Source organism: Nitrospirota bacterium, assembly GCA_040757595.1.
Classification (GTDB): Bacteria; Nitrospirota; Nitrospiria; order Nitrospirales; family Nitrospiraceae; genus JBFLWP01.
Map to the genome: position 1 here is coordinate 130,576 of JBFLWP010000007.1, position 26,172 is coordinate 156,747.

Consider the following 26,172-nt stretch of genomic DNA (forward strand, 5'->3'; position numbering starts at 1 on the left):
TGATGAAGAAAGCGATATTGGCACTGGCGGACGGAACGGTCTTCGAGGGCCGCGCGCTCGGGTTCGAGGGCGAGACGGTCGGGGAGGTCGTGTTCAACACGGCCATGACCGGCTACCAGGAGATCCTGACCGACCCCTCCTACAAGGGACAGATCGTCACGATGACCTGCCCGCACATCGGCAACTACGGGGTCGCGCGGGAGGACGTCGAATCCCGGCGGATCTGGGCCGAAGGGTTCGTCGTGAAAGAGTCCAGCCGCCGGCCCAGCAACTGGCGGGCGGATGGAGCCCTGGACGACTACCTGCGCGAGGCCCGCGTCGTCGGCATCGAGGGGCTGGACACCCGTGCGCTCACCCGGCACCTGCGCGACCACGGCTCCCAGCAGGGGGTGATCACCCACACAGACCTGGACCCAGCGCGCGCGGCCGAGAAGGCGCGGATCGCGCCCGGCATCGTGGGGCGAGACCTGGTCGCCGAGGTCACGTGCCGGGAGCCCTACGAATGGTCCCAGGGCTCCGGCAAGTGGGTCCCGCACGGGACGGGCCACGGCCGCTCGCGGCGATTCCGCGTGGTCGCCTACGACTTCGGTGTGAAGCAGAACATCCTCCGCCGCTTGGTGGACGAGGGCTGCGCGGTGACGGTGGTCCCGGCCGCCACGCCGGCGGCTGCGGTCAAGGCGATGGCCCCGGACGGCGTCCTGCTGTCCAACGGGCCAGGCGATCCGGAAGGGGTGCCCTACGCGATCGAAGCGGTGCGGCAGCTCATCGGCTGGCGTCCGCTGCTCTGCATCTGTCTGGGCCATCAGATCCTGGGGCTCGCCCTGGGCCTCAACACATACAAGTTGAAGTTCGGGCACCATGCCGCCAACCACCCGGTGATGGACCTGCGGACTGGGAAGGTGGAGATCACCTCCCAGAACCATAACTTCGCGGTGCGGATGCCGGGCGGCGCGGCGTCCGTCCATTTGGACACCCAGTACGGACGGGTGGCGATCAGCCATCGGAGCCTGAACGACGAATCGGTGGAAGGGATGATCTGCCTGGACCATCCGGTCATCTCCGTGCAGTACCACCCGGAGGCTTCGCCCGGCCCCCATGATTCGGCTTATCTCTTCCGGCAATTCACGCAGATGATGGAGAGCGCCCATGCGTAAGTCCCCGAAGAGCGTTCGGCCCCTGACGTGCGGGATCGGCGTGGTGGCCGCAGCCGCGCTGCTGTCGAGCTGCATCACGATCAATCTGCTGCCCATGCCCGGTCCGCTCCACGAAGACCAGCTGAGCGGCAGCGGCTCAGCCAAGGTCCTCGTGATGGAACTGTCCGGGCTGATCAGCTCGGCGGACGGCGGCGGGCTCATCGAGCAACCCAATCTCGTCGCCCGCGTCAAGGAGGAGCTCACGCTGGCGGCGGAGGACCGGAAGGTCAGCGCGATCGTGCTCCGCGTCAACAGCCCGGGTGGAACCGTGACCGCCTCCGACATGATCCACCATGAGCTGCGGGCCTTCAGAGCGAAGCGCAAGATTCCCGTGGTGGCCTCGATCATGGACGTCGGCGCCTCCGGCGGCTACTACATCGCGGTGGCCGCGGACAAGATCGTCGCCCACCCTTCGTCCGTCACCGGCAGCATCGGCGTGATCATGATGACGGTCAACGCCCGCGGGTTGCTGGAGAAGGTCGGGGTGGAAGCCACCGCGGTGACGTCCGGCCCGAAGAAGGACATGGGCTCGCCCTTCCGCCCGATGACCGAAGAGGAACGGGCCATTTTCCAAAGCGTCATCAACTTCTTCTACGAACGGTTCCTCACCGTCGTCCGGGAAGGCCGTCCCAACTTGAAAGCCGACGAGGTGCGGAAGCTGGCCGACGGGCGCATCTACTCCGGCGAGCAGGCGAAGGCTGCCGGCCTGGTGGACGAAATCGGCTACCTGGACGACGCGATCGAGCTGGCCAAGCAGCAGGCCAGTCTTTCGGAGGCCCGCGTCGTCGTGTACCGGCGCGCGGGGGAATACCGCCCCAACATCTACGCCCGCTGGATGGGCGGCGGAAGCCTCGCAGGCCTGGCCAGCCTGGACCTGATGACCCTGGTGCGCGGCGGCACGCCGCAGTTCATGTACCTGTGGTGGCCATGATTCAAGACGGGCACGAGGCGCGAGGCAAGGGACGAGAGGCTCGTGACCAGCGGATCATGAGCACGCCGATCGGGCGTCGCGCCGCCCTGTATCTTGGGGCGCGCGGCGCCTTCGGGCTCTGGGCCGTCCTGGGGACCGGCGCGTTCCTCAGCCTGATCGAGTCGGTGGCCGGCTGCGTCAAGGCGCCGGGGACTGCACGCGATCAGTTGATCTTCATCTCCGAGGAGAAGGAAATGGCGTTGGGGGTCCAGGCTTTCCGGCAAGTCCTGCGGGGCACTCGCCTCAACGAGAATCCGGAGATCAACGAGATGGTCAACCGGGTGGGGCAGAAGATCGCCCAAGCGGCCAACAAGCCCGAGTACCATTGGGAGTTCGCGGTAATTCAGGAAGACCGGATGGTGAACGCCTTCGCCCTTCCGGGCGGCAAGGTCGCCGTCTTTACCGGCATCCTCAAGTACACCAAGCACGAGGCGGGCTTGGCCACGGTGATGGGCCACGAGGTCGCGCACGCGCTCCAGCGGCACGGGGCGGAGCGGATGAGCCGGGGCATCCTCGAGCAGATCGCCCAGGTCGGCGCCATGGCGGGCGCCGTGACCGGAGCCGTCAACCCGGGCGTCATGCAGGGCCTGCAGAGCGCCTACGGCGTGGGGTTTTCCTTGCCGTTCAACCGGAAGCAGGAGTCGGAAGCAGATTACATCGGGCTCCAGCTCATGGCCAAGGCCGGCTACGATCCGCACGAGGCGGTGCCGTTCTGGGAACGGATGAGCGGATGTCCGCGACAGATGATCGGCAAGCTCTGCTTCCGGTCCACCGCGGCGATTCCGGAGTTCCTCTCCACCCACCCGTCGGACGTCACCCGGATCAACCAGATCGAGGCGTGGATTCCTGACGCCATGCGCTTCTATCACGCGACAGGCGTGCCGGAGACGCCCCAGGCACCGCCGCCCCAGCCGTATAAGCCGCTGATCGGGCCGATGCCGCAAGCAGGCTGACCCCGTGATGAGTGATGTGTGAAGGGTGACGATAGAAGTGTGAACGTTCCCTTGCGATTTTACACGGTCTCATCACCCATCACCCATCACCCATCACTGGCTTTGCTGTAGAACTATGCCGAAACGCACCGACATCACGAACATCCTCCTGATCGGATCGGGCCCGATCGTGATCGGGCAGGCCTGCGAGTTCGACTACTCGGGCACCCAAGCCTGCAAGGCCCTCAAAGAGGAGGGCTACCGGGTCGTCCTGATCAATAGCAACCCGGCCACGATCATGACCGACCCGGAACTGGCCGATCAGACCTACGTCGAGCCGATCACCGTGGAAGTGGTCGAGCAGGTGATCGAGCGGGAACGGCCGGACGCGCTGCTCCCGACGATGGGCGGACAGACGGCGCTGAACACGGCCGTGGGCCTGGCCAAGCGCGGCACGCTCGCCAAGTACAACGTCCAGTTGATCGGCGCTTCGGCCGAGGCCATCCACAAGGCGGAGGACCGGGAGGCCTTCCGCCAGGCCATGTGGAAGATCGGCCTGAAGACGCCGGACAGCGGGATGGCCCGAACCGTCCTTGAAGCCGAACGCCAGATCGAACGGATCGGCTTCCCGGCCATCGTGCGCCCCTCGTTCACGCTCGGCGGAACGGGCGGGAACATCGCCTACAACGTCGAAGAGTTCCGGCGGTGCGTGGAATGGGGCCTGCAGATGAGCCCCGTGGGGGAGGTGCTGATCGAGCAGTCGGTGATCGGCTGGAAGGAATTCGAGCTGGAGGTCATGCGCGACCTCAAGGACAACGTGGTCATCGTCTGCCCGATCGAGAACTTCGACCCGATGGGCATCCACACCGGCGACAGCATCACGGTCGCCCCGGCCATGACCCTGACGGACAAGGAATATCAGGTCATGCGGGACGCGGCGGTGCGGATCATCCGGGAGATCGGTGTGGACACGGGCGGCTCCAACATCCAGTTCGGCGTCCATCCGGAGACCGGCGAGATGGTCGTCATCGAGATGAACCCCCGCGTGTCCCGCAGCTCGGCCCTGGCCTCCAAGGCCACCGGCTTCCCGATCGCCAAGATCGCCGCGAAGCTCGCGGTCGGCTACACGCTGGACGAGATCACCAACGACATCACCCGCGTGACCAAGGCCGCCTTCGAGCCGACCATCGACTACGTGGTGCTCAAGATTCCACGGTTCGCCTTCGAGAAGTTTCCCGGGGCCGACCCCACCTTGACCACCCAGATGAAATCGGTGGGGGAGGCGATGGCGATCGGCCGCACGTTCAAGGAAGCGCTGCAGAAGGCGGTCCGGTCCCTGGAAGTGGACCGGTTCGGGCTCGTCCCGCTCCACGGGCTCGACCGCGGACTCCCGGCCGGCGACGACCGGGCCCACCTGATCGCCAGCGTGAAAGAGGCGCTGCGGGTCCCGCATCCGGACCGGCTCTGGCACCTGGCCGACGCAATGCGCCTCGGCCTGTCGGTCGAGGATCTCCATGCTCTGACGAAGATCGATCCCTGGTTCCTCGATCAGATGCGCGAGATCGTGGAGTTCGAACGCCGCCTGATTGCGGCCACTCATCACCCATCACCCATCACTCATGAACTCATCCGGGAGGCCAAGCAGCTCGGCTTCTCCGATCATCGGATCGGACAGTTGATCGGGATGGATCGGCACGAAGTCCGGCGCCGGCGCCTGGCCGCGGCGACCGGCAGCGGGCCCGTTGCAGTCACCTACAAGCGGGTGGACACCTGCGCGGCGGAGTTCGAAGCGCACACCCCGTACCTCTACTCGACCTACGAACGGGTTTGCGAGGCCCGGCCCACCGGCCGGCGGAAGATCGTCATCCTCGGCGGGGGCCCGAACCGGATCGGACAGGGGATCGAGTTCGACTACTGTTGCGTCCACGCCGCCTTCGCCCTCCGCGAGGAGGGGATCGAGACGATCATGGTCAACTGCAATCCAGAAACCGTCAGCACGGACTACGACACCTCGGACCGGCTGTACTTCGAGCCCCTGACCGAGGAGGACGTGCTGAACATCGTCGAGTGCGAAAAGCCGGTCGGCGTGGTCGTGCAGTTCGGCGGGCAGACGCCGCTCAAGCTGGCGGTGCCGCTGGAGCGGGCCGGCGTGCCGATCCTCGGCACGAGCCCGGACGCGATCGACCGGGCGGAAGACCGGGAGCGGTTCCGGGACCTGCTCGAACGGCTCACGCTGCGGCAGCCGGCCAGCGGCACGGCCCGGTCCGTGGAGGAGGCCCTGCGGATCGCGGCCGCCATCAGTTACCCGGTCATGGTCCGGCCCTCCTACGTCCTGGGCGGACGGGCCATGCGCATCGTCTACGACGAGGCCGGCCTCCGAGCCTACATGGGCTCGGCGGTGACCGCCTCGGCCGATCACCCGGTGCTGATCGACAAGTATCTGGAAGACGCGGTCGAGGTGGACGTGGACGCGATCGCCGACGGCCGCCACGTGGTCGTCGCCGGGATCATGGAACACATCGAGGAAGCGGGCGTCCACTCCGGGGACTCGGCCTGCTCGCTCCCGCCGTATTCGCTGTCCGCGGACATCGTGGCGGAGATTCGTCGCCAGACCGTCGCTCTGGCCAAGGAGCTGGGCGTCGTGGGCCTGATGAACGCGCAGTTCGCGGTCAAGAGCGGGGCGATCTACATCCTGGAGGTCAACCCGCGCGCCTCGCGGACGGTCCCCTTTGTCAGCAAGGCCATCGGAGTCCCGCTGGCCAAGCTGGCCATGAAGGTCATGGCGGGCAAGACGCTCAAGGACCTGGGCTTCACGGAGGCCCCAAGCCCGGCCCACGTGTCGGTCAAGGAGGCCGTCTTTCCGTTCACCAAGTTCGCCGGCGTGGACGTGCTGCTGGGACCGGAGATGAAGTCCACGGGCGAGGTGATGGGGATCGACGGCGACTTCGGCTGGGCCTTCGCCAAGTCGCAGGCGGCGGCCGGGGTCGCGCTGCCCCGCACGGGCAAGGTCTTCCTCAGCGTGAAAGATCAGGACAAGCCGGCCACGCTGGAGATAGCCCGGCAGCTCTCGCGGCTGGGGTTCCTGCTGGAGGCCACCAGGGGGACGGCGGCCTATCTCCAGCAGCACGGCCTGCAAGTGGAGCCGGTCAACAAGGTCAAGGAGGGGCGCCCGCACATCGTGGACCACATCAAGAACGGTGACATCTGTCTGGTCGTGAACACGGTGGGGAGCGAATCGTCGGTCGCCGACTCGGCTTCCATCAGGCGTGAGGCCCTGCAGAAGGGCCTGCCGTACTGTACGACGATGCCCGGCGCCCGCGCCGCGGCCCTGGCGATCGAGGCGACCCTCCGCAAGGGATTGACGATCCGCTCGCTGCAGGAGTATCACGGCGGAACAGGCTAGAGGCGCGAGGCTCGGGGCGTGGGCATCATTTTCTGTGGTCCCTTGCCTCGTGCCATGTGCCTCGCACCCGCACCATAAGCGAGGAGATATGCCGACACCGATCACGAAGAAAGGATACGACGCGCTCAAGGCCGAGCTGGATCGGCTGAAGAAGGTGGAGCGCCCGAAGGTCATCGAGGCCATCGCCGAGGCCCGGTCCCACGGGGACCTGAGCGAAAACGCCGAGTACGAGGCGGCGAAGGAGCGGCAGGGCTTCATCGAGTCCCGCATCACCGAGCTGGAGCGGAAGCTGGCGGACGCCCGCATCATCGACACGTCCAAGCTGGCGAGCGAGACCGTGGTCTTCGGTGCGACCGTGGTGCTGCTGGACGTCGAAGCGAACCAGAAGAAGCAGTACACGCTGGTGGGGCAGGACGAAGCGGACCTCAAGAACGGGAAGATTTCGGTCCAGTCGCCGGTCGGGAAGGCGCTGATCGGGCGCCGCGTCGGCGACCTGGTGGAGGTCACCACCCCGGCGAAGGTCGTGGAGTATGAGATCCGCGAGATCCGGTTTGAAGAACTCTAAACAACCGTGAAAGGTAAAAGGTGAGACGTGAAACGTAAAAGGATTCCTGCACAGCACGTCTCACATTTCACGTCTCACGTCTAACGTCATGGCGAGCGCCATTTCCCTCATCACCCTCCTGACCGATTTCGGCACCCGCGACTACTTCGTGGCCAGCATGAAGGGGGTGATCTTGAACGTGAACCCCCAGGCCCGCATCGTGGACCTTTCCCACGAGGTTGCGCCCCAATCGGTCGAAGAGGCGGCCTATCTCCTCAAATCCTGCTACAAGTACTTCCCGGACGGGACGGTGCACGTGGCGGTCGTGGATCCGGGAGTCGGAAGCAAGCGGCGGCCCTTGCTGGTCTCCACCTCCCGCTACCACTTCGTGGCTCCGGACAACGGGCTCCTGACCTACATCCTCGACGAAGATCTGGGCGTCGAAATCCGCACGATCGAGAACAAGCAGTACCGGCTGGACTCGGAGGGGGCCACCTTCGACGGGCGGGACCTCTTCGCGCCGGCCGCCGCCTGGCTGACCAGGGGCCAGCCGCCCGGCTCCTACGGCCGGCTGATCCGGGACCCGGTGAAGCTGCCGATCAAGGAGCCGGTCGTTCAGGACAAAGTGCTGCGCGGCGAGGTCGTTTACGTGGACCGGTACGGGAACCTGATCTCGAACATCACCCCGCTGCATTTGAAGGAGATTCAGGGAGTAGCGAGGAAGTCCGAGTCGGACTTGACGATCCGGCTCGGCGGCGTGAGCATCCAGGGGCTCGTGACCTGCTACGCGGACGGCGACCGGCACAAACCCCATGCCCTCATCAACAGCAACGGTCAGGTGGAGATTTTCCTCAAGGAAGGCAGCGCCGCCGACGCGTTCAAGTGCGGCCGCGGCGAAAAGATCGACGTCTTCTGAACAGAGGGGAGGGTTCACGATGCGGACCCCACCGATCTATGGTCTCTTCACCGGAGGCCTGACGGTCATCACCCTGCTCTTCCTGGCCGCCGCCTGTTCGACCGTCCCCTTCCAGGCGAAGTATGAAGGGAAACCGGAGATTCCCTCCCTGGACCTCGGGCGCATGCCCATGAAAGCCGCACTGATCATCCCGGATGCAGCCAATCAGACTTTCGCCAGTCCGGAGTTTTCCTGCCCACTACTGACTCACTCCTCCGCGGTGAAGGTTTCCCCCGAGCCTGCTTTGGTTCGGAGCGGCATCCCTGTGTTGTCTCAACTGTTCGACGGGCTCGATTTCTATGCGAGCAAGGCCGAAGTACGGAGCCAGTACGATCTCTATATCGAGGCGACGCCCCCGGCGCTGAGGTTTGCGGAAGGAGATTGTGACACGGCCACCCATTTCATCCTGGAGCTCACTGGCATCGGGACTCCTTTCGGGATCATGGCGCACTTCGAATCCCTTCCCGACATCAAAGGCGTATTCGAGACGACGGTCACCGTGCAGGATCGCCAAGGGAACAGGCTGCTGCCCGATTCGCCGTTCAGGGCCGAGGGAACGGTTCTGTGGGGAAACAACTTGGTTCCCCAGTTGAAATCGGATGCGAGCGTGGGGAAGAACGTCGAGTACCTCATGGGCAAGCTCTTCAAGGAGGTTGCCGTCGGCCTCAACTCCTCGTCCAAGCTCCAGCAATATGCCCGGACGGTCAAACAGGAATCCGCCCCGCTGCTCGCCCGACCGCCAGCCGCACCGGAGCGAGCAACCGGGTCCTCCGTGCCGGACGTGGACATCCCGCCGGCGGCCATGACCAGGGCGAGCAAGAATCGGCATGCGGTCGTGATCGGGATCGAGCAGTACCGGCAGAAGCTGCCGCAGGCCGATTATGCGGCCAACGATGCCCGCGTTATGGCCGAGTATTTGACGAAGGTGCTGGGATATCCGGAGGAAAATATCGCGGTGCTGCTGAATGACAAGGCGGCCAGGACCGACCTAGAAAAATATTTCGAAGGTTGGCTCCCCAATCGGGTGGAGAAGGGCGATTCGGTCTTTGTCTATTTCTCCGGGCACGGCGCCCCCAATCCCAAGACGGGCAAGGCCTTTCTCGTCCCCTATGACGGAGACCCCTCGTTCGTGGATCAGACCGGCTATCCGCTGGACCGACTGTATGACCGTCTCGCCAAGCTCCCGGCCAAGGAGATCGTCGTGGTCCTGGACTCCTGTTTCTCAGGAGCCGGCGGGCGATCGGTGATCGCCAAAGGCATGCGGCCGATGGTCCTGTCCATCGAGAACCCGGTCCTGGCGGGCGGGAAGACCGCCGTGATCGCGGCGAGCTCCGGCGACCAGGTCTCCAGCACCTACGACCAGTACAAGCACGGGCTCCTGACCTATTACCTGTTGCGGGGGTTGCGCGGGGAGGCGGACCGTGATCAAACCGGAACGGTTGATCTGGCCGAACTGTTCGAGTACCTGAAACCCCAGGTGGAGCGGACGGCGCGGCGCGAGTTCAACAACGAGCAGACCCCGCAGCTCCTCGGCAGCCCCGACCTGCTCAAGCGCGGCGTCCGGCTGATTGACCGGCCCAAGCCGTAGCGTCTCCTCGCTAGGGTCCCGCCCTCATCCCGGTCGAACAACCCAACAGGCTGCTCAAAAAGGTCTCCGGCAAGGCCGCAGGGAAGTCCGGCCCCCGAGGCGTACTCTTGGGCGGTACGTTGAGGGGAACGGGGAACGGCGGGGACCCGTTGCGAGGCTTCGTGCAACGGGTGGAGAGAACGAAGCTGGAGGGCTTTTTCAGCAGCCTGCCTATTTCCAGAGGGCGATGCCACCGTAGAGCCCCGCCTCGTTGGGAACGATCGTCACGTCGGCGGGGAGGGGAATCGTGATGTGCTTGGTGTTGCCGCCGCCGATGTAGAGCCGGTCGTAGTTGAACACCCGGCCGAGCGTCTTGATGGCGCGCGCGAGCCGCTTGTTCCACTTGGCTGGCCCCACCTTCTTGAGCGCCGCGTTGCCGAGCTGGTCCTCGTAGGTCTTTCCCCGCCGGAACGGATGGTGCCCCAGCTCCAGGTTTGGCACGAGGCGGCCGTCCACAAAGAGAGCGGAGCCCATGCCGGTTCCCAGGGTGATGACCAGTTCGACGCCTTTTCCGGCAATGGCCCCGAAGCCCTGCACGTCGGCGTCGTTGGCCACGCGCACCGGCTTCCGCAGCAGCCGGCTCAAGGCGCTGGCGAGCTTGTGGCCTTGCCAGGCCCCATCCAGGTTCGGCGCCGTGACCGTGACGCCGTTCCGCACGACGCCGGGGAAGCCGACGGACGCCCGATCGAACGTCCCTTTCGCCTTGGCGAGCCCGACGATGACGTCCAGCACCGCCTTCGGGGTGGCCGGCTTGGGGGTCTTGACCCGCGCGCGGGTCGTGAGCGGCTTGCCCCGCTCGTCCAGCACGAGCGCCTTGACTCCGCTTCCGCCGATGTCCACGGAGAGGGTCCGCGGGGAACCGGCCTGCTCCGTCTTGGCCATGGTGCGTTGACCCCTTTATCCCAACAGAGCCCGCCACCTGGCCAGATAGTCCTGGACTGTCATGACGAACGTCCCGTGGCTCCAGGTCAGGGGCGAAACGGAGAGGGGAGCGTGGGTGTTGGGATGCACCTGCTCCGCGAGGACTCCGGACGGCAACCCGTGCCTGGCGCACCATTCCAGCAGCTCGACCGCCGGTTTGAGGTCCTGGCGCGACCTGGCCGTGGCAATCATCCACTGCGCCAGCCAGAGCGTGCAGATGAACCAGGGATTGCCCGGCACGTTCGCCAGGTCCTGGCTCTGCTGGTGATAGTAGTCGTTGTCGTAGCGCGCGACCCCGCCCACCCCGGTCTTGATCCAGAGACGCTCCTGCACCGCCTTCATGGTCTTGACGATGCGCCAGTCGTCGGCCGGGAACATGCCGAAGTGCCAGAGCCCGTAGAGGGACGCGTCGATCGTCTCGTCGAACTCCCAACTTCCGTCCGGCCTGCGGTTGGCCATGCGCACGAAACGGTCCCGCTCCGGCCGAAAGAGCACCGTCTCGACCCCGGCTTTCATCTGGGCCGCGGCGGCCTCGTACTGGTCGGCCACCGCCGACTCGCCGAAGGCCCTGGCGAATTTCGCCGCCGCCGTCAAACCGGCCCAGACCGCCGCCGTGGTGAAGGCCAGCACGCCGCGTCGCTCCTCCCACAAATCGTAGGACGGCAGCGGCAGGCCAGTCCGCTGGTCGCGGTACGACGCGAGGAAATTGGCCGCCCGGATGATGAGGGAGCGGTAGAGCGGCTTGACGTACTCGATGTCCTTCCACTTCTCGAAGTGCTTCCAGAGCGCCCACAGGACGAGCGCGGTCTCGTCCTCCTGGATCGGCAGGTCCTTGCGGCCGTCCCTCATCCACGGGTGCCAGCTCGAGGCCAGGGTCCGGTCCGGATTGTACTTGTGGAGCAGGTACCCCTCCTTGCTGATCACGTCCCGGCAGAACTTGTAGAACAGCCGGGTGATGTCCAGGTAGCCGGCCATGTCCAACGCGTAGGCCACCAGCGCCCCGTCCCTCGGCCACATGTAGGAATAGGTGTCGCGCACCGAGGAGGCGATGTCCGAGTCGTTCGCGGCCAGGATCGCTCCCTCGTTGTCGACCTGCGTCCGCAAAATGAGGAGGCTGAGCAGATACAGGCGGCTGACGTCCTCGGACAGGTCGGCGAACTGGGGCCGGTGCGTATCCAGCCAGAGGTGCCAATAGGAGGAGGTCCGATTGAGGAAGCTCCAGGGCCCCCGCTGGCGCACCGCGCGGTTGATGCGGGTGACCTCTTCGAAGTCCGGGCCCACGGCGAGCCAGTAGTAGGCGCTCTGAGTGGTCTGGGCGGGCAGGGTGAGGTGCAGCGCGACGGTCGAGTCCACCGAGCCCTGGGCGATCGGGTTGCCGGAGAGGATGCCGTCCTCCGCGTCCCGCCAAGTGCCCTGGAGGTTGTGGACCCCCTTGTGCCCGCAGGCCCACTGCTGGAGGCCGATGTGCCATCCCTCCACCGAGTCCTTGGCGTCCTCCGGACGCTTTCCCGGCGTGGCCCCGTTGATCAGGAACCAGCGGGGACCCTTGTAGTGGTAGACCGCGCGCCGCTCCGGCTCGTAGTAGGCCGTGTCGCCGACCTCGTGCGAGGCGATGTGCAGGTCGTGGTGGAAGAACAGCCGGACTTGCCGCTCCCGGTCGAGCCGGTTGTTCACGTCAACGCGCCGCAGGTACAGGTTCTCGTGGAAGTCCACCGCGTCGTGGCACACGAGATCGAGCTGCAGGTCGGGATGCGAAAGCTGAACCTCCGTGACCAGGGTCTCGTGCGCGTAGCACATCGTGCGGGACCAGCCGGGATCGTCCAGCCACTTGAAGACCCCGTCCGCCCAGACCCCGAAGCGGAAGACCTGGCCCTTGGAATGGTTTTCCAGGCCGACGTGCGGCCAGTAGAGATCCCGCAGTTGGTAGTTGCAGTCGAAGTTGACGAGCAGGGAGCCGTTTCCGATCGGCAGATCGCGGGGCATGCTCCACCTTCGCGGGCGAGGGACACAAGACCCAGGCGACGCGGGAACACGGGGACGCGGGGATACGCAGGTCACCCTGTCGCCCCTTCGCCGCGTCTCCGTGTCGGTTACCTCTCGCCTCGTGCCTCTGACCACGCGCCTAGTTCAATCGCGTAGCCAGTATACACCACAGGGAATCGCTGTCATCTTTTTCCTTGCTCCGTCACCGCCCGGATCGCCTCGCGGACGATCGCGACCATGAGCGCCAGCTCCCGGACGGTTGCCACGAGGGGCGGCATCAGAACGATCACGTTCCCCAATGGCCTGAGGAGCAGCCCGCGTTCCCTGGCCTCCATCGCCACCCGGTGGCCGATGCGCGCCTCGAGCGGGTAGGGGGCCTTGGTCTTCCTGTCCCGCACCAGTTCGATCCCGACCATGAAACCCCTCTGCCGGATGTCCCCGACGTGGGACAGGCGGGCCAGCGGACGCAGGAGCCGGCCGAGCGCCCTGACCTTCGGCTGCAGGCGGGCGAGGGTCCGCTCCCTGCGGAAGATCTCCAGATTGGCGAGCGCCACCGCGCACCCCAGGGGATTGCCGGTATAACTGTGCCCGTGGAAGAAGGTCTTCCAGTCTCGGTACTCGCCCAGGAAAGCCTGATAGATCTCCTCGGTCGCGAGGGTCGCGCCCAGCGGCAGATAGCCGCCGGTCAATCCCTTGCTGATCGCCATGAGGTCCGGCGTGACCCCTTCGTGCTCGCAGGCGAACAGGCGGCCGGTCCGTCCGAAGCCGGTCGCCACCTCGTCGGCGATTAGGAGCACCCGGTATCTGGTGCAGAGCTCGCGGATACGCCGGAGATACCCGGGCGGAGCCGTGATCATGCCGGCCGCCGCCTGCACGAGCGGCTCGATCACGAGACCGGCCAGGTCCCGGTGGCGGCGCATGAGCGTCTGCTCGATCGGCTCCAGGCAGGCCAGCTTGCAAGAGGGAAAGGTCCGCTTGAGCGGACAGCGGTAGCAGTAGGGAGGCTCGGCGACAAGGGTCGGAAAGAGCAGGGGCCGGAACCGCCCTTGGAACAACTCGATCCCGCCCACGCTCATGGCACCGGCCGTGTCCCCGTGGTAGGCGAGGGCGAGGTGCAGGAAGGTCCGTTTGGGCCCGGCATTTGGGCGCCGCTGCCGCCAGAACTGCACGGCCATCTTCAACGCCACTTCCACGGCGGTGGACCCGTCGTCGGAGTAGAAGACCCGGGTCAGGCCCGGCGGCGCCAGCCGGACCAGCTCCCGCGCGAGCCGGATGGCCGGCGGATTGGAGAGGCCCAGCAGGGTGCTGTGGGCGATCTTGGTCAGTTGTCCGTGCAGCGCCCGATCGAGCGCCGGGTGCCGGTGGCCGTGCACGTTGACCCAGAGGGAAGAGACGCCGTCCAGATAGCGGCGGCCCTGGCTGTCGAACAGGTAGGGCCCCTTGCCCCGCTCGATGATCAGCGGCTCTTCCCGCTCCCATTCCCGCATCTGGGTGAAGGGATGCCAGAGATACCGGCGGTCCCAATCGGCAAGCGGCTCCCGGCCATTCATCGTTCCACCCCTAGCCCCGCGCCCCGGACCTCGGGCGGGTCTCCCCATAAAGTCGGCGGATTATACGGGCCGGCTTCGTCTTTGACAACCTGCGGTCGAACGTCTATAATGGGCCGATTTCTTCAGCATGAGCAAGGACTTGCAAAGCCTCATCCGGAACTTTTCCATTATCGCCCATATCGATCACGGGAAATCGACCCTCGCTGACCGGTTTCTGGAAGTGACCGGTGCCATCACCGCCCGAGAGTCCCGCGACCAGATCCTGGACGCCATGGACCTCGAACGTGAGCGGGGCATTACGATCAAGGCCCATGCAGTGGCGATCCGGTACAAGGCGGACGACGGGCAGACCTACGCCCTGCACCTGATCGATACGCCCGGGCACGTGGACTTCACCTATGAGGTCTCCCGGAGCCTGGCCGCTTGCGAAGGGGCCCTGCTCCTCGTGGACGCGTCCCAGGGAGTCGAAGCCCAGACGATCGCGAACGCCCATCTGGCCATGGCCAACAACCTGACGATTCTCCCGGTGATCAACAAGATCGACCTGCCGAGCGCGGACGTGGAGGGCGTCAAGCACCAGATCCAGGAGGTGCTGGGCCTGGACGCGAAGGACGCCCTGCTCGTCAGCGCGAAGGAGGGGCGCGGCGTGCGCGAGGTGCTCGAAGCCGTCGTCGCGCGCATTCCGCCGCCTTCGGGCCGCGCCGACAAGCCGCTCAAAGCCCTGATCTTCGACTCCTGGTTCGACAACTACCAGGGGGTCATCGTGCTGACGCGCGTCATTGACGGCCAGATCAGGCCCGGGACGAAGATCCGGCTGATGTCCAACAACAAGCTCTTCGAGGTCACCGAGGTCGGAGTGTTCGCCCCCAAGCGCACGAAGACCGACCGGCTGGCCACCGGCGAGGTCGGCTACGTCTGCGCCAACATCCGGGAGGCGGCGGACACGAAGATCGGGGACACGATCACCGAGGCCGGCCGGCCCACCGACGCGCCGTTCCCCGGCTACAAGGAGGTCAAACCGCTCGTCTTCTGCGGCCTGTACCCGACGGACACCGCGCAGTTCGAGAACCTGCGGGACGCCCTGCAGAAGCTCCGGCTGAACGACTCCTCGTTCGTTTACGAGCCGGAGACCTCCCTCGCGCTGGGCTTCGGCTTCCGCTGCGGCTTCCTGGGCCTGCTGCACATGGAAATCATCCAGGAGCGGCTGGAGCGTGAGTACGGGCTGACGCTGATCACGACCGCGCCCACCGTGGTCTACCAGGTCCTGACCACGGCCGGCGATATCCTGTCCATCGACAACCCCGCGAAGCTGCCCTCGCCCTCTTCGATCGAAAGCTTCGAGGAACCGTTCATCCTGATCACGATCATCACCCCCGAGCGGTACGTGGGCAACGTCCTGCAACTCTGCCAGGAGAAGCGCGGCGTCCAAAAGGGGCTCCAGTACCTGGACCCCACGCGCGTGATGCTGACATACGAGCTGCCGCTCAACGAGGTCATCCTGGATTTCTACGACCGGCTGAAGTCCAAGACCCAGGGCTACGCCTCGCTGGACTACGAATTCATCGGCTATCGGGAGTCGGACCTGGTCAAGGTGGACATGCTGCTGAACGGGGAGACGGTGGACGCGCTGTCGTTCATCACGCACCGGGAGAAGGCGCAGATCCGGGGCCGGCAGCTCGCCGAGAGGATGAAGGAGTTGATCCCCAAACAGATGTTCGAGGTGGCGATCCAGGCGGCGATCGGCAGCAAGGTGATCGCCCGCGAGACCGTGGGGGCCCTGCGGAAGAACGTGACGGCCAAATGTTACGGCGGCGACATCACGAGAAAGCGCAAACTGTGGGAGAAGCAGAAAGAGGGCAAGAAACGGATGAAGCAGGTGGGCCGGGTGGAAGTGCCGCAGGAGGCGTTTCTCGCGCTCCTGAAGGTGACGGGCGAGTGACCATGGAACCGAATCCGTCGGGGATCGAGGAGGGGCGGAGCGCCTCGGCGGAAGCCGCCGCCGCGCCGGGACCGGAGGGGAACGGCGCCGCGGCGGCGACCGCGGTCGCCCAGGCGCCGCCCGCCCGCAAGTCGGTCCTGCGCGAGTACGCCGAGGCCATCGTCGTGGCCATGCTGCTCGCCTTCGCGATCCGCGTGTTCGTGGTCCAGGCCTTCAAGATTCCGTCCGGCTCGATGATCCCGACGCTGCTGATCGGGGACCACATCCTGGTCAGCAAGCTGTCGTACGGCGTCCAGTGGCCGGCCGACTGCAAGGTCAAGATGGCCTTTCCGCCCCTCACCTGCTACGCCTCCCGCACGCTGGTCTCCTTCGGCCAGCCGCAGCGGGGCGACGTGATCGTCTTCCGCTATCCGGAGGACGAGGACAAGGACTTCATCAAGCGGATCGTCGGGCTGCCCGGCGACAAGATCGAGATCCGGAACAAGGTCGTGCACGTGAACGGGGTCCCGTTCGAGGACCAGGCCTTCACCCAGCGGGTGGATCCCGGCACCATTGACGGCACGATCAATCCGCGGGACAATTTCGGCCCGGTGACCGTCCCCGAGCAGGCCTACTTCGTGATGGGGGACAACCGGGACCAGAGCCTGGACAGCCGGTTCTGGGGCTTCGTCAGCGCCGAGAAGATCAAGGGCAAGGCTTTCCGGATCTATTGGTCCTGGAGCGGGCAGGGCGATTGGAAACAGTGGGTCAGATGGGAACGACTCGGCAAGGCCATCCGGTAAGAACAGGTTGTGAATGTTGAATTGTGAGTGTTGAGTTGAACTCAAAACTGAAAACTCAAAACTCAAAACTGATCCCCCACATCCAGCGGTTTCCCCAGGCGTCCGTCCTGGTCGTGGGGGACCTGATCCTCGACCATTACGTCTGGGGCAAAGTCAGCCGGATCTCGCCCGAGGCGCCCGTGCCGGTCGTGCACGTCCATTCGGAGTCGCTCCAGCTCGGGGGCGCGGCCAACGTGTACAACAACATCCTCGCGCTGGGCGGCAAGGCCGACATCTGCGGGGTCGTCGGCGCCGATGAGGGAGGCCGGCAGCTCTTGAAGGAGCTGGGCGTCCTGCGGCAGGGACGGGGAGGGGTCGTGATCGACCCGGACCGGCCCACCACCAGGAAGACCCGGGTGGTCGCCCACAACCAGCAGGTCGTCCGGTACGACGTGGAGCGGCGGTCGGACATCAAGGAGCCGATCCAGCGCCGCATCGTCCGGTACGTGGAATCGCGGCTTCGCGAGATCTCCTGCCTGGTCGTCTCCGACTACGCCAAGGGCGTCGTGACGGCCCCGCTCATGGCGGAGCTGACCCGGCTGGCATCCCTCCGGCGCATCCCGATCATCGTGGATCCAAAGGTGGAGCACTTCGCCTATTACAAGGGCGTGACGGTCGTGACCCCGAACCACCTGGAGGCGACCCAGGCGGCCGGCCTGCACGGCGAGGACGATCGGACCATCACGGAGGCGGGCGAGATCATCCGGCAGCGGCTCGGCTGCCGGTCGGTCCTGATCACCCGCGGCGAGAAGGGGATGAGCCTGTTCGAGTCCGACGGAGCCAGCCGCCACATCCCGACGGTGGCCCGGCAGGTCTACGACGTGACCGGTGCCGGCGACACGGTGATCGGCACCCTGGCCCTCGCGCTCGCGACCGGCGCCGCCATGCCGGACGCCGCCGTGCTGGCCAACCACGCGGCGGGGATCGCGGTCGGCATGGTCGGAACCGCGACGGTCACGGCCGCGCAGCTCACCGAGGCGCTCGCCCATGCCTAGCAGGCCGTTGGTCACGGTCGTGATTCCGGCGCGGCACGGCTCCTCGCGGTTTCCCGGCAAGCCGCTGGTCCGGCTCCTCGACAAGCCCCTGATCCAGCACGTCTACGAGCGGGCGCAGAGCGCCCGGTGCGTCGACCGGGTTCTCATCGCGACCGACGATCCCCGCATCGCGGAAGCCGTGACGGCCTTCGGAGGCGCCGTGGTCCTGACCGGGGAGCCCTACCGGACCGGGACGGATCGGGTGGCGGGCGTGGCCCGGAAGCTGGACGGGGAGGTCTTCGTCAACCTGCAGGGGGACGAGATCGCGCTGGACTCAGGCCTGTTCGAGGACCTCGTGCTCCCGTTCCTGGAGAGTGGGGCGGGGATGGGCACGTTGAAGCGCCGGCTGACCGCGGCGGAAGAGATCCGGAACCCGGCCATCGTGAAGGTCGTGACGGACGAGCGGGGCGACGCCCTGTATTTTTCGCGCGCGCCGATTCCCTATGAGCGGGACCAGCCGGAGGGCGTCGGCTCCAACGGGTTGCATTCCATCCATCTCGGCATTTACATTTACACGCGTGACACGCTGTTCCGGTTCGCGTCGCTGCCGACCGGCCGCCTGGAAGACGCGGAGAAGCTCGAGCAGCTCCGCGCGCTCGAGCACGGCATTCGCATCCGGGTGTGGGAGACGGCCCACCCCTCGCTGCGGATCGACACGCCGGCCGATCTGGAGGAGGCCGCCGGGGTCCTCAAACGGCTGGCACCCTGCCCATGATCGCCGGGATCGTGACGGACATCGCGAGCGTCCCGACCACCGACTCGTTCCGCTAGCATGAGGAGGGCCATGGCCACCACCAGCAAATTCATCTTCGTGACCGGCGGCGTGGTGTCGTCCCTGGGAAAGGGGCTGGCGTCCGCCTCGATCGGCAACCTGCTGGAGAGCAGGGGGCTCAAGATCACGTTCCTCAAGCTCGACCCGTACATCAACGTGGATCCCGGCACGATGAACCCCTACCAGCACGGGGAGGTCTTCGTGACCGACGACGGAGCCGAGACCGACCTGGATCTGGGCCACTACGAACGGTACACCTCGCTCACGCTGAGCAAGGCCAACAACCAGACCACCGGCCGCATCTACAACTCGGTGATCACGAAGGAGCGGCGCGGCGACTACCTGGGCGGGACCGTGCAGGTGGTGCCGCACATCACCGACGAGATCAAGCGCGCGATCCTGACCGTGGCCGAAGGGGTGGACGTGACGATCGTCGAGATCGGAGGGACGGTCGGCGACATCGAGAGCCTCCCGTTCCTGGAGGCGATCCGGCAGATGCCCTACGACGTCGGCCGCGAGAACGTCCTCTACGTCCATTTGACGCTCGTGCCCTACATCGGCGCCTCCGGCGAGCTCAAGACCAAGCCCACCCAGCATTCGGTCAACAAGCTGCGGGAGATCGGCATCCAGCCCAACGTCCTCTTGTGCCGCACGGACCGGTACCTGCCCCCGGACCTCAAGGAAAAGATCGCCCTGTTCTGCAACGTGGAGAAGGGCGCGGTGATCACGGCCAAGGACGTGGAGACGGTTTACGAGGTGCCGATCGTGTTCCGCAAGGAGGGGCTGGACGAGCTGATCGTCCGCCTGCTGAAGCTGGAGACGGGCCCGCCGAACCTGCGCGAATGGGACGCGATGGTCCAGAAGATCAAGTATCCCAAGCACGAGGTCACGGTCGCGCTGGTGGGCAAGTACGTGGGGTTGAAGGAGTCCTACAAGAGCCTCACCGAGGCGCTCGTGCACGGGGGCATCGACCACGAGACGCGCGTGCACGTCCACTGGGTCGAGTCCGACGAGCTCCACCGCACCGGCACCGAGCGGCTCCTCCGGGACGCGGACGGCATCCTGATCCCCGGCGGGTTCGGCGTGCGCGGCATCGAAGGCAAGATCGAGACGATCCGCTACGCGCGCGAGCGGGGCGTGCCCTTCTTCGGCCTCTGCCTGGGGATGCAGTGCGCGGTGATCGAGCTGGCCCGCCACGTGGCCGGTCTGGCCGGCGCGAACAGCTCCGAGTTCGACCCGCACACGCCGCACCCGGTGATCGATCTGATGGCGGACCAGCGGTCCGTGCAGGACAAGGGCGGCACGATGCGGCTCGGCGCCTACCCCTGCCGCATCCTGGAGGGCTCCGCGGCCCACAAGGCCTACGGGGTCACCGAGGTCCGGGAGCGGCACCGCCACCGGTACGAGTTCAACAACGCCTACCGGGACCAGTTGACCAGCCACGGCCTCGTCCTGAGCGGGCTCTCGCCGGACGGGCGCCTCGTCGAGATCGTCGAGCTCAAGGAGCATCCCTGGTTCCTGGCCACCCAGTTCCATCCGGAGTTCACCTCCCGCCCGCACCGGCCCCATCCGCTCTTCAGCGCCTTCGTGGGTGCGGCCCTGCGGCGGAAGTGCGGGCACTGATGAGGGCGTGTTGCGTGATTCGTGAAGCGTCGTTCGTGAGCGAAGACGAGAGACGCTTCACGAGAGACGAGGGACGAGGCTATGCTGCACGAAGTTGACCTGGGCCCGTTCAAAGTCGGGGCTGCCCACCGCCACTTCCTGATCGCCGGCCCCTGCGTGCTCGAGAGCGAGCGGCTCGCCCTCGAGACCGCCGGGCGGATCGCCGAGATCACCCGCGCGCTCGGCATGCCCTACGTCTTCAAGTCCTCCTACGACAAGGCCAACCGGAGCTCGATCGCGTCCTTCCGGGGGCCGGGCCTCGAGCCGGGCCTCGCCCTGCTGCGGAAGATCCGGGAGGAGGTGGGGGTGCCGGTGCTCACGGACGTCCACACGGCGGAGGAAGCCGCCCAGGCAAGCGAGGTCGTGGACGTGCTCCAGATCCCGGCCTTCCTCTGCCGGCAGACCGACCTGCTCATCGCCGCGGCCAAGACCGGCCGCGCCGTGAACGTGAAGAAGGGCCAGTTCCTGTCCCCCTGGGAGATGGGCAACGTCGTCCAGAAGCTGGAAGAGAGCGGCACCACCCGGATTCTCCTGACCGAGCGGGGCGCCTCGTTCGGCTACAACAACCTCGTCGTGGACATGCGCTCGTTCCCGGTCATGCGGAGCTTCGGCTACCCGGTCGTCTTCGACGCCACGCACAGCGTGCAACTGCCGGGCGGGGCGGGGACCAAGTCCTCCGGGCAGCGGGAGTTCATCGGGCCGCTGGCGAGCGCCGCGGCCGCCGCGGGCTGCGACGGCTTCTTCATGGAAGTGCATCCCGATCCTGATCAAGCCCTGTCCGACGGGCCGAACATGGTCCCGCTCCACCAACTGAAGCCTCTCCTGGAACGGCTGCTCCGGATCTGCGCCGCGGCGGGGAAGGGGCCGGAGGGAGCCGCATGAGCGTCGAGCACGGGAAGCGGGTGCTGGAGATCGAAGCCCGGGCGATCGCCGGCCTGATCGGCCGCCTGGACGACCGGTTCACCAAGGCCGTCGCGGCGCTCCACGACTGCGCCGGCAAGGTGGTGGTCTCGGGGATGGGGAAATCCGGCCTCATCGGCCAGAAGATCGCGGCCACCCTCGCGAGCACGGGCACGCCGGCCTTCTTCCTGCATCCGGCTGAAGGCATCCACGGAGACCTGGGGATGCTGGCGCGCCGCGACGTGCTGCTGGCCATCTCCAACAGCGGGGAGACCGAGGAGATCCTCAAGCTCCTCCCGTTCGTCAAGCGGCTGAACGTCCCCGTGATCGCGCTGACCGGCCGGGTCCAGTCCACCCTGGCGAAGAACAGCGACGTGGTGCTGGACGTCTCGGTGAGCGAGGAGGCCTGTCCCATGGGCTTGGCCCCGACCGCCAGCACGACCGCCACGCTGGCCATGGGGGACGCCCTCGCGATCGCGCTCCTCCAGAAGCGCGGCTTCAAGGAGGAGGACTTCGCCCAATTCCATCCCGGCGGCACCCTCGGCCGACGCCTGCTGCTCAAGGTCCGCGACCTCATGCACCAGGGACCGGCGGTCCCGCTGGTGCCCGAGCAGGCCTCCGCCAGGGACGCGATCCTGGAGATGACGGGCAAGAAGCTGGGTATGACCACGGTCGTGGACGCGTCCGGACGGCTCCTGGGCGTGATCACGGACGGGGACCTGCGGCGGATCCTCGAACGGGGAGTGGACGTGGCCGTCGCCAAAGCCGGGGAGCTGGCAACCAGGCGTCCCAAGACGATCGGCCCGGACGAGCTGGCCGCCCGCGCGGTCCAGATCATGGAGCAACATTCGATCACCTCGCTCGTGGTGGTGGAAGAAAACCGCCGCATCGCCGGCGTCATCCACCTGCACGACCTGCTGAAAAGCGGCATCGTCTGAATCGAACCGAACCGGACGGGCGTCATGCGGATCACGGATGCGGTCAAGCAGCCGCCGGCGGTCGGAGCGGCAGGTCCTGAGGCCAAGGAATCGCGCCTGACCCTGGCCAACCTGCTGACCTTCGCCCGCATCCTGCTGATCCCGGTCTTCGTCCTCCTCTTCATCAACCCGACCCCGGAGCGGTCCCTGGCGGCGGCGATGGTCTTCGTCGTGGCCGCCGTGACCGACCTGCTGGACGGGTACATCGCCCGGCGGCGGGGGGAGATCACCCGGCTCGGCCGGCTGCTGGATCCGATCGCCGACAAGCTGCTGGTCCTCTCCGGCTTGATCCTGCTCGTGCAATTCGACCGGGTGATCGCGCTGGTCGCGATCCTGATCATCGCCCGCGAGGTGGCGGTCACGGGCATCCGGGCCATCGCGGCGGCGGACGGGGTGGTGCTCTCCTCGGAGACGATCGGCAAGTGGAAGATGGCCCTGCAGGTCGTCGCCGTCGTCCTGCTGATCCTGGACGACGGGCGGGGGGGGCTGGTGCCCGTCTCGTGGAACCTCCATCCGCTGGGGACCGGCCTGCTGTACCTGGCCCTGGGGCTGGCGTTGGTGTCCGGCGGCCGCATCCTCATGAGCTTCTGGCGTGAGGTCGCGATCAAGAAGCTCTAGCGATTCTTGAACGATTCCATGACCCCATCCGGCTGGCTGCCGATCGTCCTGGCCCTCGCCGGCTATCTTCTGGGCTCGATCCCGTTCGGCGTGATCGTGGCCAAGGGACTAGGCACCGTGGACCCGCGCACGGCCGGCAGCCGGAACATCGGGTTTACCAACGTCCTCCGGGTCTGCGGCAAGAAGGCCGGCGTCCTGACTCTGCTCGGAGACGTGGGAAAGGGCTGGCTCCCGGCCTGGGCTGCGGGCGCACTGCTGAATCAGGAGGCCGCGATCATGGCGGTCGCCCTGGCTCCCATCCTGGGGCACCTGTTCCCGCTGTTCTTAGGATTCCGCGGCGGCAAGGGGGTGGCGACGGCCCTCGGTTCGGTGCTCGGCCTGGTTCCCTGGCTGGGCGGGCTGCTACTCCTGACCTGGCTGGTTGTCGCCGGCCTCTGGCGCTATTCGTCCGGGGCAGCCTTGATGGCGTTCAGCCTGCTGCCCTTGGCCTCCTTAGCCTCGGGACAGAGCCGGGGGTTCCAGGTGTTCACGTGGATCGTGGCTGGGCTGATCATCCTGCGGCACCAAGGGAATATCGTGAGGCTGTGGCAGGGTACGGAGCCAAGGATCGGCCAACATACGAGTTAACATAATCGTTCTTATCCGACATTTATTGAACCATCAACCCCGGTTAAGCGAGCTGCTATGGCTGCCGAATTCCTCCAGCGCGTCCGCAAGGAGCTGACCCTCACCCTCACGGGGCTCCACGAGTCTGTCCTGGCTGTCTCGGAGCGGGTCAACCGCAAGGTGCAGACCTTGAAGCTCCACTGGAAGGCCGCAACGATCAGCCGGCAGATTGACGACCTGCACCGTGAAGCCGGCACCGTCCTGGCCGACCGGCTGGCCCCGGACGTGACGCCGGCCCAAGCCGACCAGGACCCGTCCCCGACGCTGGCTGCGGCGTCCTCGCGGCTCCGGCTCCTCAAGGGCGAGTTGGCACAGGTCGAGGCCCTGATCCGGGAACTGGAAGCCGAAAGCCTCCAGGAGGAGCTCCTCCTGCTGCAACGGGACCTCTTCACCCGGTCGGCCACCATTGAGCGGATCGCCGTGCCGCAAGGTTCGCCGGTCGTCGGCCAGCCGGCCGGGCACCTGGGCTTGCCGCCGGACGTCCGTCTGGTGGCCGTGCTGCGGGGGCCGGCCCTGCTCACGGCGGCCGAGAGCGTCGTCCTCCGAACCGGCGACATCGTCGTCCTGCTCGGGCCGCGCGGCGAGATGCCGGCCGCCCGGTCCCTGTTTTCCGAGAAACAGCGTATCCGAGCCTGATACAATAACGGTAGACGGTCGCCTGGCCTCGTCACTCCCGCTCGGTCGGGAACAACGGAGCGTCCACCATGGAGATTCGATCCGCATCGGTCCGCCTGTTCGTCTCGGTCTGGTCCGTCCTCGTCCTGTCCCTGCCCTGGGCCGCACCCGCGGCCGGCGCGCCGGCGCCGCCGACCGAGAGCGGCGGCCTCCGCCTGCTCGAGGAGTTCCAGAGCGTCATCACGGATCTCGCCGAGCGGGTGAAGCCGTCGGTCGTCAACATCCTCCCCGTCCAGGGTCCGGGCCGGTCGAAGGACGCCCCGCGCGAGCGCCAGCCGAATTCCCCGGGGACCGGCTCGGGCGTCATCGTCGATCCGCACGGGTACATCATGACGAACAACCACGTGGTGGGCGACGCCGGCGAAGTGGAAGTCCGCCTCTCGGACAAGACCAAGTTCGTCGCGCAGGTGGTCGGCAAGGACCCGGACACGGACCTCGCGGTCCTGAAGGTCGCCACCGACCGGACCCTCCCCGCCGCCGCGTTCGGCGATTCGGCCTCCGTGAAGGTCGGCCAGTGGGTGCTGGCGGTGGGCAACCCGTTCGGCCTGGACCGGACCGTGACGCTGGGAGTCGTGAGCGGGATCGGGCGGGAGAACATGAACCTCTCCCGCTACGAGAATTTCATCCAGACGGACGCCTCCATCAATCCCGGCAACTCGGGCGGGCCGCTGTTCAACATCCGCGGCGAGGTCGTCGGGATCAACACGGCGATCATCAACTTCGCCCAGGGCATCGGCTTCGCGATCCCGTCGAACATGGCCAAGCAGGTCTATCAGCAACTGGTGTCGCGCGGCAAGGTGATCCGCGGCTGGCTGGGGGTCGGGATTCAGCCGGTGACGGCGGAGCTGGCCAGCAAGTTCGGAGGGACCGAGGGCGAAGGGGTGCTGGTCAACGAGGTGTTCGAGAACGATCCGGCGGCCCGGGCCGGGATCAAGCCGGGCGACATCATCACGAAGGTGGACGGGAAGCTGGTGGACACGCCCAACGCCCTGTCCCGGCTGATCGCCCAGCTCGAGCCGGGGGCGACCGCGTCGGTCGAGGTGATCCGAGACAGCCAGCGCCTGACCCTGTCGGTTTCCCTGGCCGAGCGGCGCGAGAACCCGGTGGTCGCCTCGCTCCCCCCGGCCTCCCGCTCGGAGGTCAAGCTGGGCCTGGACGTCCAGGACCTGACGGCGGAGCTGGCGGAGAAGTTCAAGCTGAAGGACACGAAGGGGGTCCTGATCACGAAGGTGGACCGGGGGAGCATCGCGGAGGCCGAAGGGCTGCGGGAGGGCGACCTCATCAAGGAGGTCAACCGGATCGAGGTCGCGACGGTGAACGAGTTCACCGAGCAGGTGAAGCGGGTCAAGCGCGGCGAGACGGTGCTGCTGCGGGTGCTGCGGGAGGCCCGCGCCTTCTACGTGGTGCTGAAACCCAGCGAGAAGTAAGAAGCGCGGCTGACGAAAAAGAGCCGCCACGCACTCTTGTGACCGAACACCGCCTCATGAGAAATCCATTTCCCCGCTTTGGCCTGTTTCATCGCACGCCGTAGGGCCCGCATGGTTTTCTGATTGCTCAGGATTTCGATCGTCTCCATGAACCCCTCGAACTGATCCATGCTCAGCAACACGGCAGCCGGCCCCCCGTCACGAGTGATCACGACAATCTCCTGACGCGACTTCAGACCGCGAATCAGCCCCAGCAGCTTGTTTTTCGCTTCCGTCACGGAGATGAACCGGTCTACCTTTAGCATCGAGACCGTCTATCTAGCCGCTGTACTGCCCCACCTCATTTTGGACAGGTCGTTTCGTGTTTTTGACTCTCCAGTCCGCATAGAACGCCGGCCGGTGACTGCATTCCGAGCGCACTGTGCGGCGCCTGCTGGTTGTAATGGTCGATCCACACGGGGATCTGCTGTCCCACTGTCTCGAATGTCTCCAAGCAGGCCTGGTACACGTAATCCCGCTTGAAGCTGCCGAAGAACGCCTCGGCCAGGCCGTTTGACTCCGGACTCCGTCGGGGTGTGTGGCAGGGGATCAATCCCATGGCCC

Annotated in this window: 23 protein-coding genes; 18 read left to right on the forward strand and 5 right to left on the reverse strand. The window is 66.3% G+C overall.

Annotation, left to right across the window (positions count from 1 at the left end):
• Positions 1–2 precede the first annotated feature (2 nt).
• From carA to AB1411_08605, 7 genes are all read left to right on the forward strand, one after another.
• On the forward strand, positions 3–1,154 hold the full coding sequence (gene carA, locus AB1411_08575) for a glutamine-hydrolyzing carbamoyl-phosphate synthase small subunit (protein MEW6543652.1): 1,152 nt from the start codon (positions 3–5) through the stop codon (positions 1,152–1,154).
• Positions 1,147–2,124: a signal peptide peptidase SppA gene (gene sppA, locus AB1411_08580; protein ID MEW6543653.1), complete on the forward strand. Its 978-nt coding sequence runs from the start codon at positions 1,147–1,149 to the stop codon at positions 2,122–2,124. Before carA ends, sppA begins: the two co-directional genes overlap by 8 nt.
• Positions 2,121–3,116 carry a M48 family metallopeptidase gene (locus AB1411_08585; protein ID MEW6543654.1) on the forward strand — a complete coding sequence of 332 codons (996 nt, stop codon included), beginning with the start codon at positions 2,121–2,123 and terminating at the stop codon, positions 3,114–3,116. The genes sppA and AB1411_08585 overlap by 4 nt, the downstream gene beginning before the upstream one ends.
• A 115-nt stretch (positions 3,117–3,231) precedes the next feature.
• Positions 3,232–6,498 carry a carbamoyl-phosphate synthase large subunit gene (carB, locus tag AB1411_08590; GenBank protein MEW6543655.1) on the forward strand — a complete coding sequence of 1,089 codons (3,267 nt, stop codon included), beginning with the start codon at positions 3,232–3,234 and terminating at the stop codon, positions 6,496–6,498.
• Between the two features lie 88 nt (positions 6,499–6,586).
• Positions 6,587–7,063, forward strand: a complete 477-nt coding sequence (gene greA / locus AB1411_08595) for a transcription elongation factor GreA (protein MEW6543656.1) — start codon at positions 6,587–6,589, stop codon at positions 7,061–7,063.
• An 88-nt stretch (positions 7,064–7,151) separates the two neighbouring features.
• Positions 7,152–7,958, forward strand: a complete 807-nt coding sequence (locus tag AB1411_08600; GenBank protein MEW6543657.1) for an SAM-dependent chlorinase/fluorinase — start codon at positions 7,152–7,154, stop codon at positions 7,956–7,958.
• Positions 7,959–7,977: 19 nt separating this feature from the next.
• Positions 7,978–9,585, forward strand: coding sequence for a caspase family protein (locus AB1411_08605; protein ID MEW6543658.1), 1,608 nt, complete (start codon positions 7,978–7,980; stop codon positions 9,583–9,585).
• 210 nt (positions 9,586–9,795) lie between these two features.
• Here the strand turns inward: AB1411_08605 and AB1411_08610 are convergent, their stop codons facing one another.
• From AB1411_08610 to bioA, 3 genes are all read right to left on the reverse strand, one after another.
• The gene (locus AB1411_08610) at positions 9,796–10,506 is read right to left on the reverse strand and encodes an ROK family protein (GenBank protein ID MEW6543659.1); all 711 of its coding nucleotides are present in this window, start codon (positions 10,504–10,506) and stop codon (positions 9,796–9,798) included.
• A gap of 15 nt (positions 10,507–10,521) precedes the next feature.
• Complete coding sequence (locus AB1411_08615; protein ID MEW6543660.1) at positions 10,522–12,528, reverse strand: glycoside hydrolase family 15 protein; 2,007 nt, start codon at positions 12,526–12,528, stop codon at positions 10,522–10,524.
• Positions 12,529–12,710: 182 nt separating this feature from the next.
• Complete coding sequence (gene bioA / locus AB1411_08620; protein ID MEW6543661.1) at positions 12,711–14,078, reverse strand: adenosylmethionine--8-amino-7-oxononanoate transaminase; 1,368 nt, start codon at positions 14,076–14,078, stop codon at positions 12,711–12,713.
• 127 nt (positions 14,079–14,205) lie between these two features.
• Between bioA and lepA the strand changes: the two genes are divergently transcribed.
• The 11 genes from lepA to AB1411_08675 all read left to right on the forward strand — a co-directional run bounded on the left by lepA (position 14,206) and on the right by AB1411_08675 (position 25,569).
• The gene (gene lepA / locus AB1411_08625) at positions 14,206–16,017 is read left to right on the forward strand and encodes a translation elongation factor 4 (protein MEW6543662.1); all 1,812 of its coding nucleotides are present in this window, start codon (positions 14,206–14,208) and stop codon (positions 16,015–16,017) included.
• Positions 16,014–16,799, forward strand: a complete 786-nt coding sequence (lepB, locus tag AB1411_08630; GenBank protein MEW6543663.1) for a signal peptidase I — start codon at positions 16,014–16,016, stop codon at positions 16,797–16,799. The genes lepA and lepB overlap by 4 nt, the downstream gene beginning before the upstream one ends.
• Positions 16,800–16,834: 35 nt before the next feature.
• Positions 16,835–17,833 (forward strand): D-glycero-beta-D-manno-heptose-7-phosphate kinase, encoded by a 999-nt coding sequence (rfaE1, locus tag AB1411_08635; GenBank protein ID MEW6543664.1) that lies wholly within the window; start codon positions 16,835–16,837, stop codon positions 17,831–17,833.
• Entirely contained in the window at positions 17,826–18,587 is a 762-nt protein-coding gene (gene kdsB, locus AB1411_08640) for a 3-deoxy-manno-octulosonate cytidylyltransferase (protein MEW6543665.1), read from the forward strand. The genes rfaE1 and kdsB overlap by 8 nt, the downstream gene beginning before the upstream one ends.
• A gap of 69 nt (positions 18,588–18,656) precedes the next feature.
• A complete protein-coding gene (locus AB1411_08645; protein MEW6543666.1) occupies positions 18,657–20,267 on the forward strand; it encodes a CTP synthase in 1,611 nt (536 codons plus the stop codon).
• Positions 20,268–20,348: 81 nt separating this feature from the next.
• A complete protein-coding gene (gene kdsA / locus AB1411_08650; GenBank protein ID MEW6543667.1) occupies positions 20,349–21,188 on the forward strand; it encodes a 3-deoxy-8-phosphooctulonate synthase in 840 nt (279 codons plus the stop codon).
• Positions 21,185–22,144: a KpsF/GutQ family sugar-phosphate isomerase gene (locus AB1411_08655; protein ID MEW6543668.1), complete on the forward strand. Its 960-nt coding sequence runs from the start codon at positions 21,185–21,187 to the stop codon at positions 22,142–22,144. The genes kdsA and AB1411_08655 overlap by 4 nt, the downstream gene beginning before the upstream one ends.
• Positions 22,145–22,168: 24 nt before the next feature.
• Positions 22,169–22,801 carry a CDP-diacylglycerol--glycerol-3-phosphate 3-phosphatidyltransferase gene (gene pgsA / locus AB1411_08660; protein ID MEW6543669.1) on the forward strand — a complete coding sequence of 211 codons (633 nt, stop codon included), beginning with the start codon at positions 22,169–22,171 and terminating at the stop codon, positions 22,799–22,801.
• 18 nt (positions 22,802–22,819) lie between these two features.
• Positions 22,820–23,428 carry a glycerol-3-phosphate 1-O-acyltransferase PlsY gene (gene plsY, locus AB1411_08665; protein ID MEW6543670.1) on the forward strand — a complete coding sequence of 203 codons (609 nt, stop codon included), beginning with the start codon at positions 22,820–22,822 and terminating at the stop codon, positions 23,426–23,428.
• Positions 23,429–23,485: 57 nt separating this feature from the next.
• Positions 23,486–24,103: a TrkA C-terminal domain-containing protein gene (locus AB1411_08670; protein ID MEW6543671.1), complete on the forward strand. Its 618-nt coding sequence runs from the start codon at positions 23,486–23,488 to the stop codon at positions 24,101–24,103.
• 68 nt (positions 24,104–24,171) lie between these two features.
• The gene (locus AB1411_08675; GenBank protein ID MEW6543672.1) at positions 24,172–25,569 is read left to right on the forward strand and encodes a Do family serine endopeptidase; all 1,398 of its coding nucleotides are present in this window, start codon (positions 24,172–24,174) and stop codon (positions 25,567–25,569) included.
• Here the strand turns inward: AB1411_08675 and AB1411_08680 are convergent.
• Both AB1411_08680 and AB1411_08685 read right to left on the reverse strand, forming a co-directional pair.
• Entirely contained in the window at positions 25,539–25,847 is a 309-nt protein-coding gene (locus AB1411_08680; GenBank protein ID MEW6543673.1) for a type II toxin-antitoxin system Phd/YefM family antitoxin, read from the reverse strand. The two genes, AB1411_08675 and AB1411_08680, sit on opposite strands and share 31 nt — an antisense overlap.
• A 62-nt stretch (positions 25,848–25,909) precedes the next feature.
• Positions 25,910–26,172: integrase core domain-containing protein (locus AB1411_08685; protein MEW6543674.1), on the reverse strand; the 263-nt coding region annotated here is incomplete at its 5' end.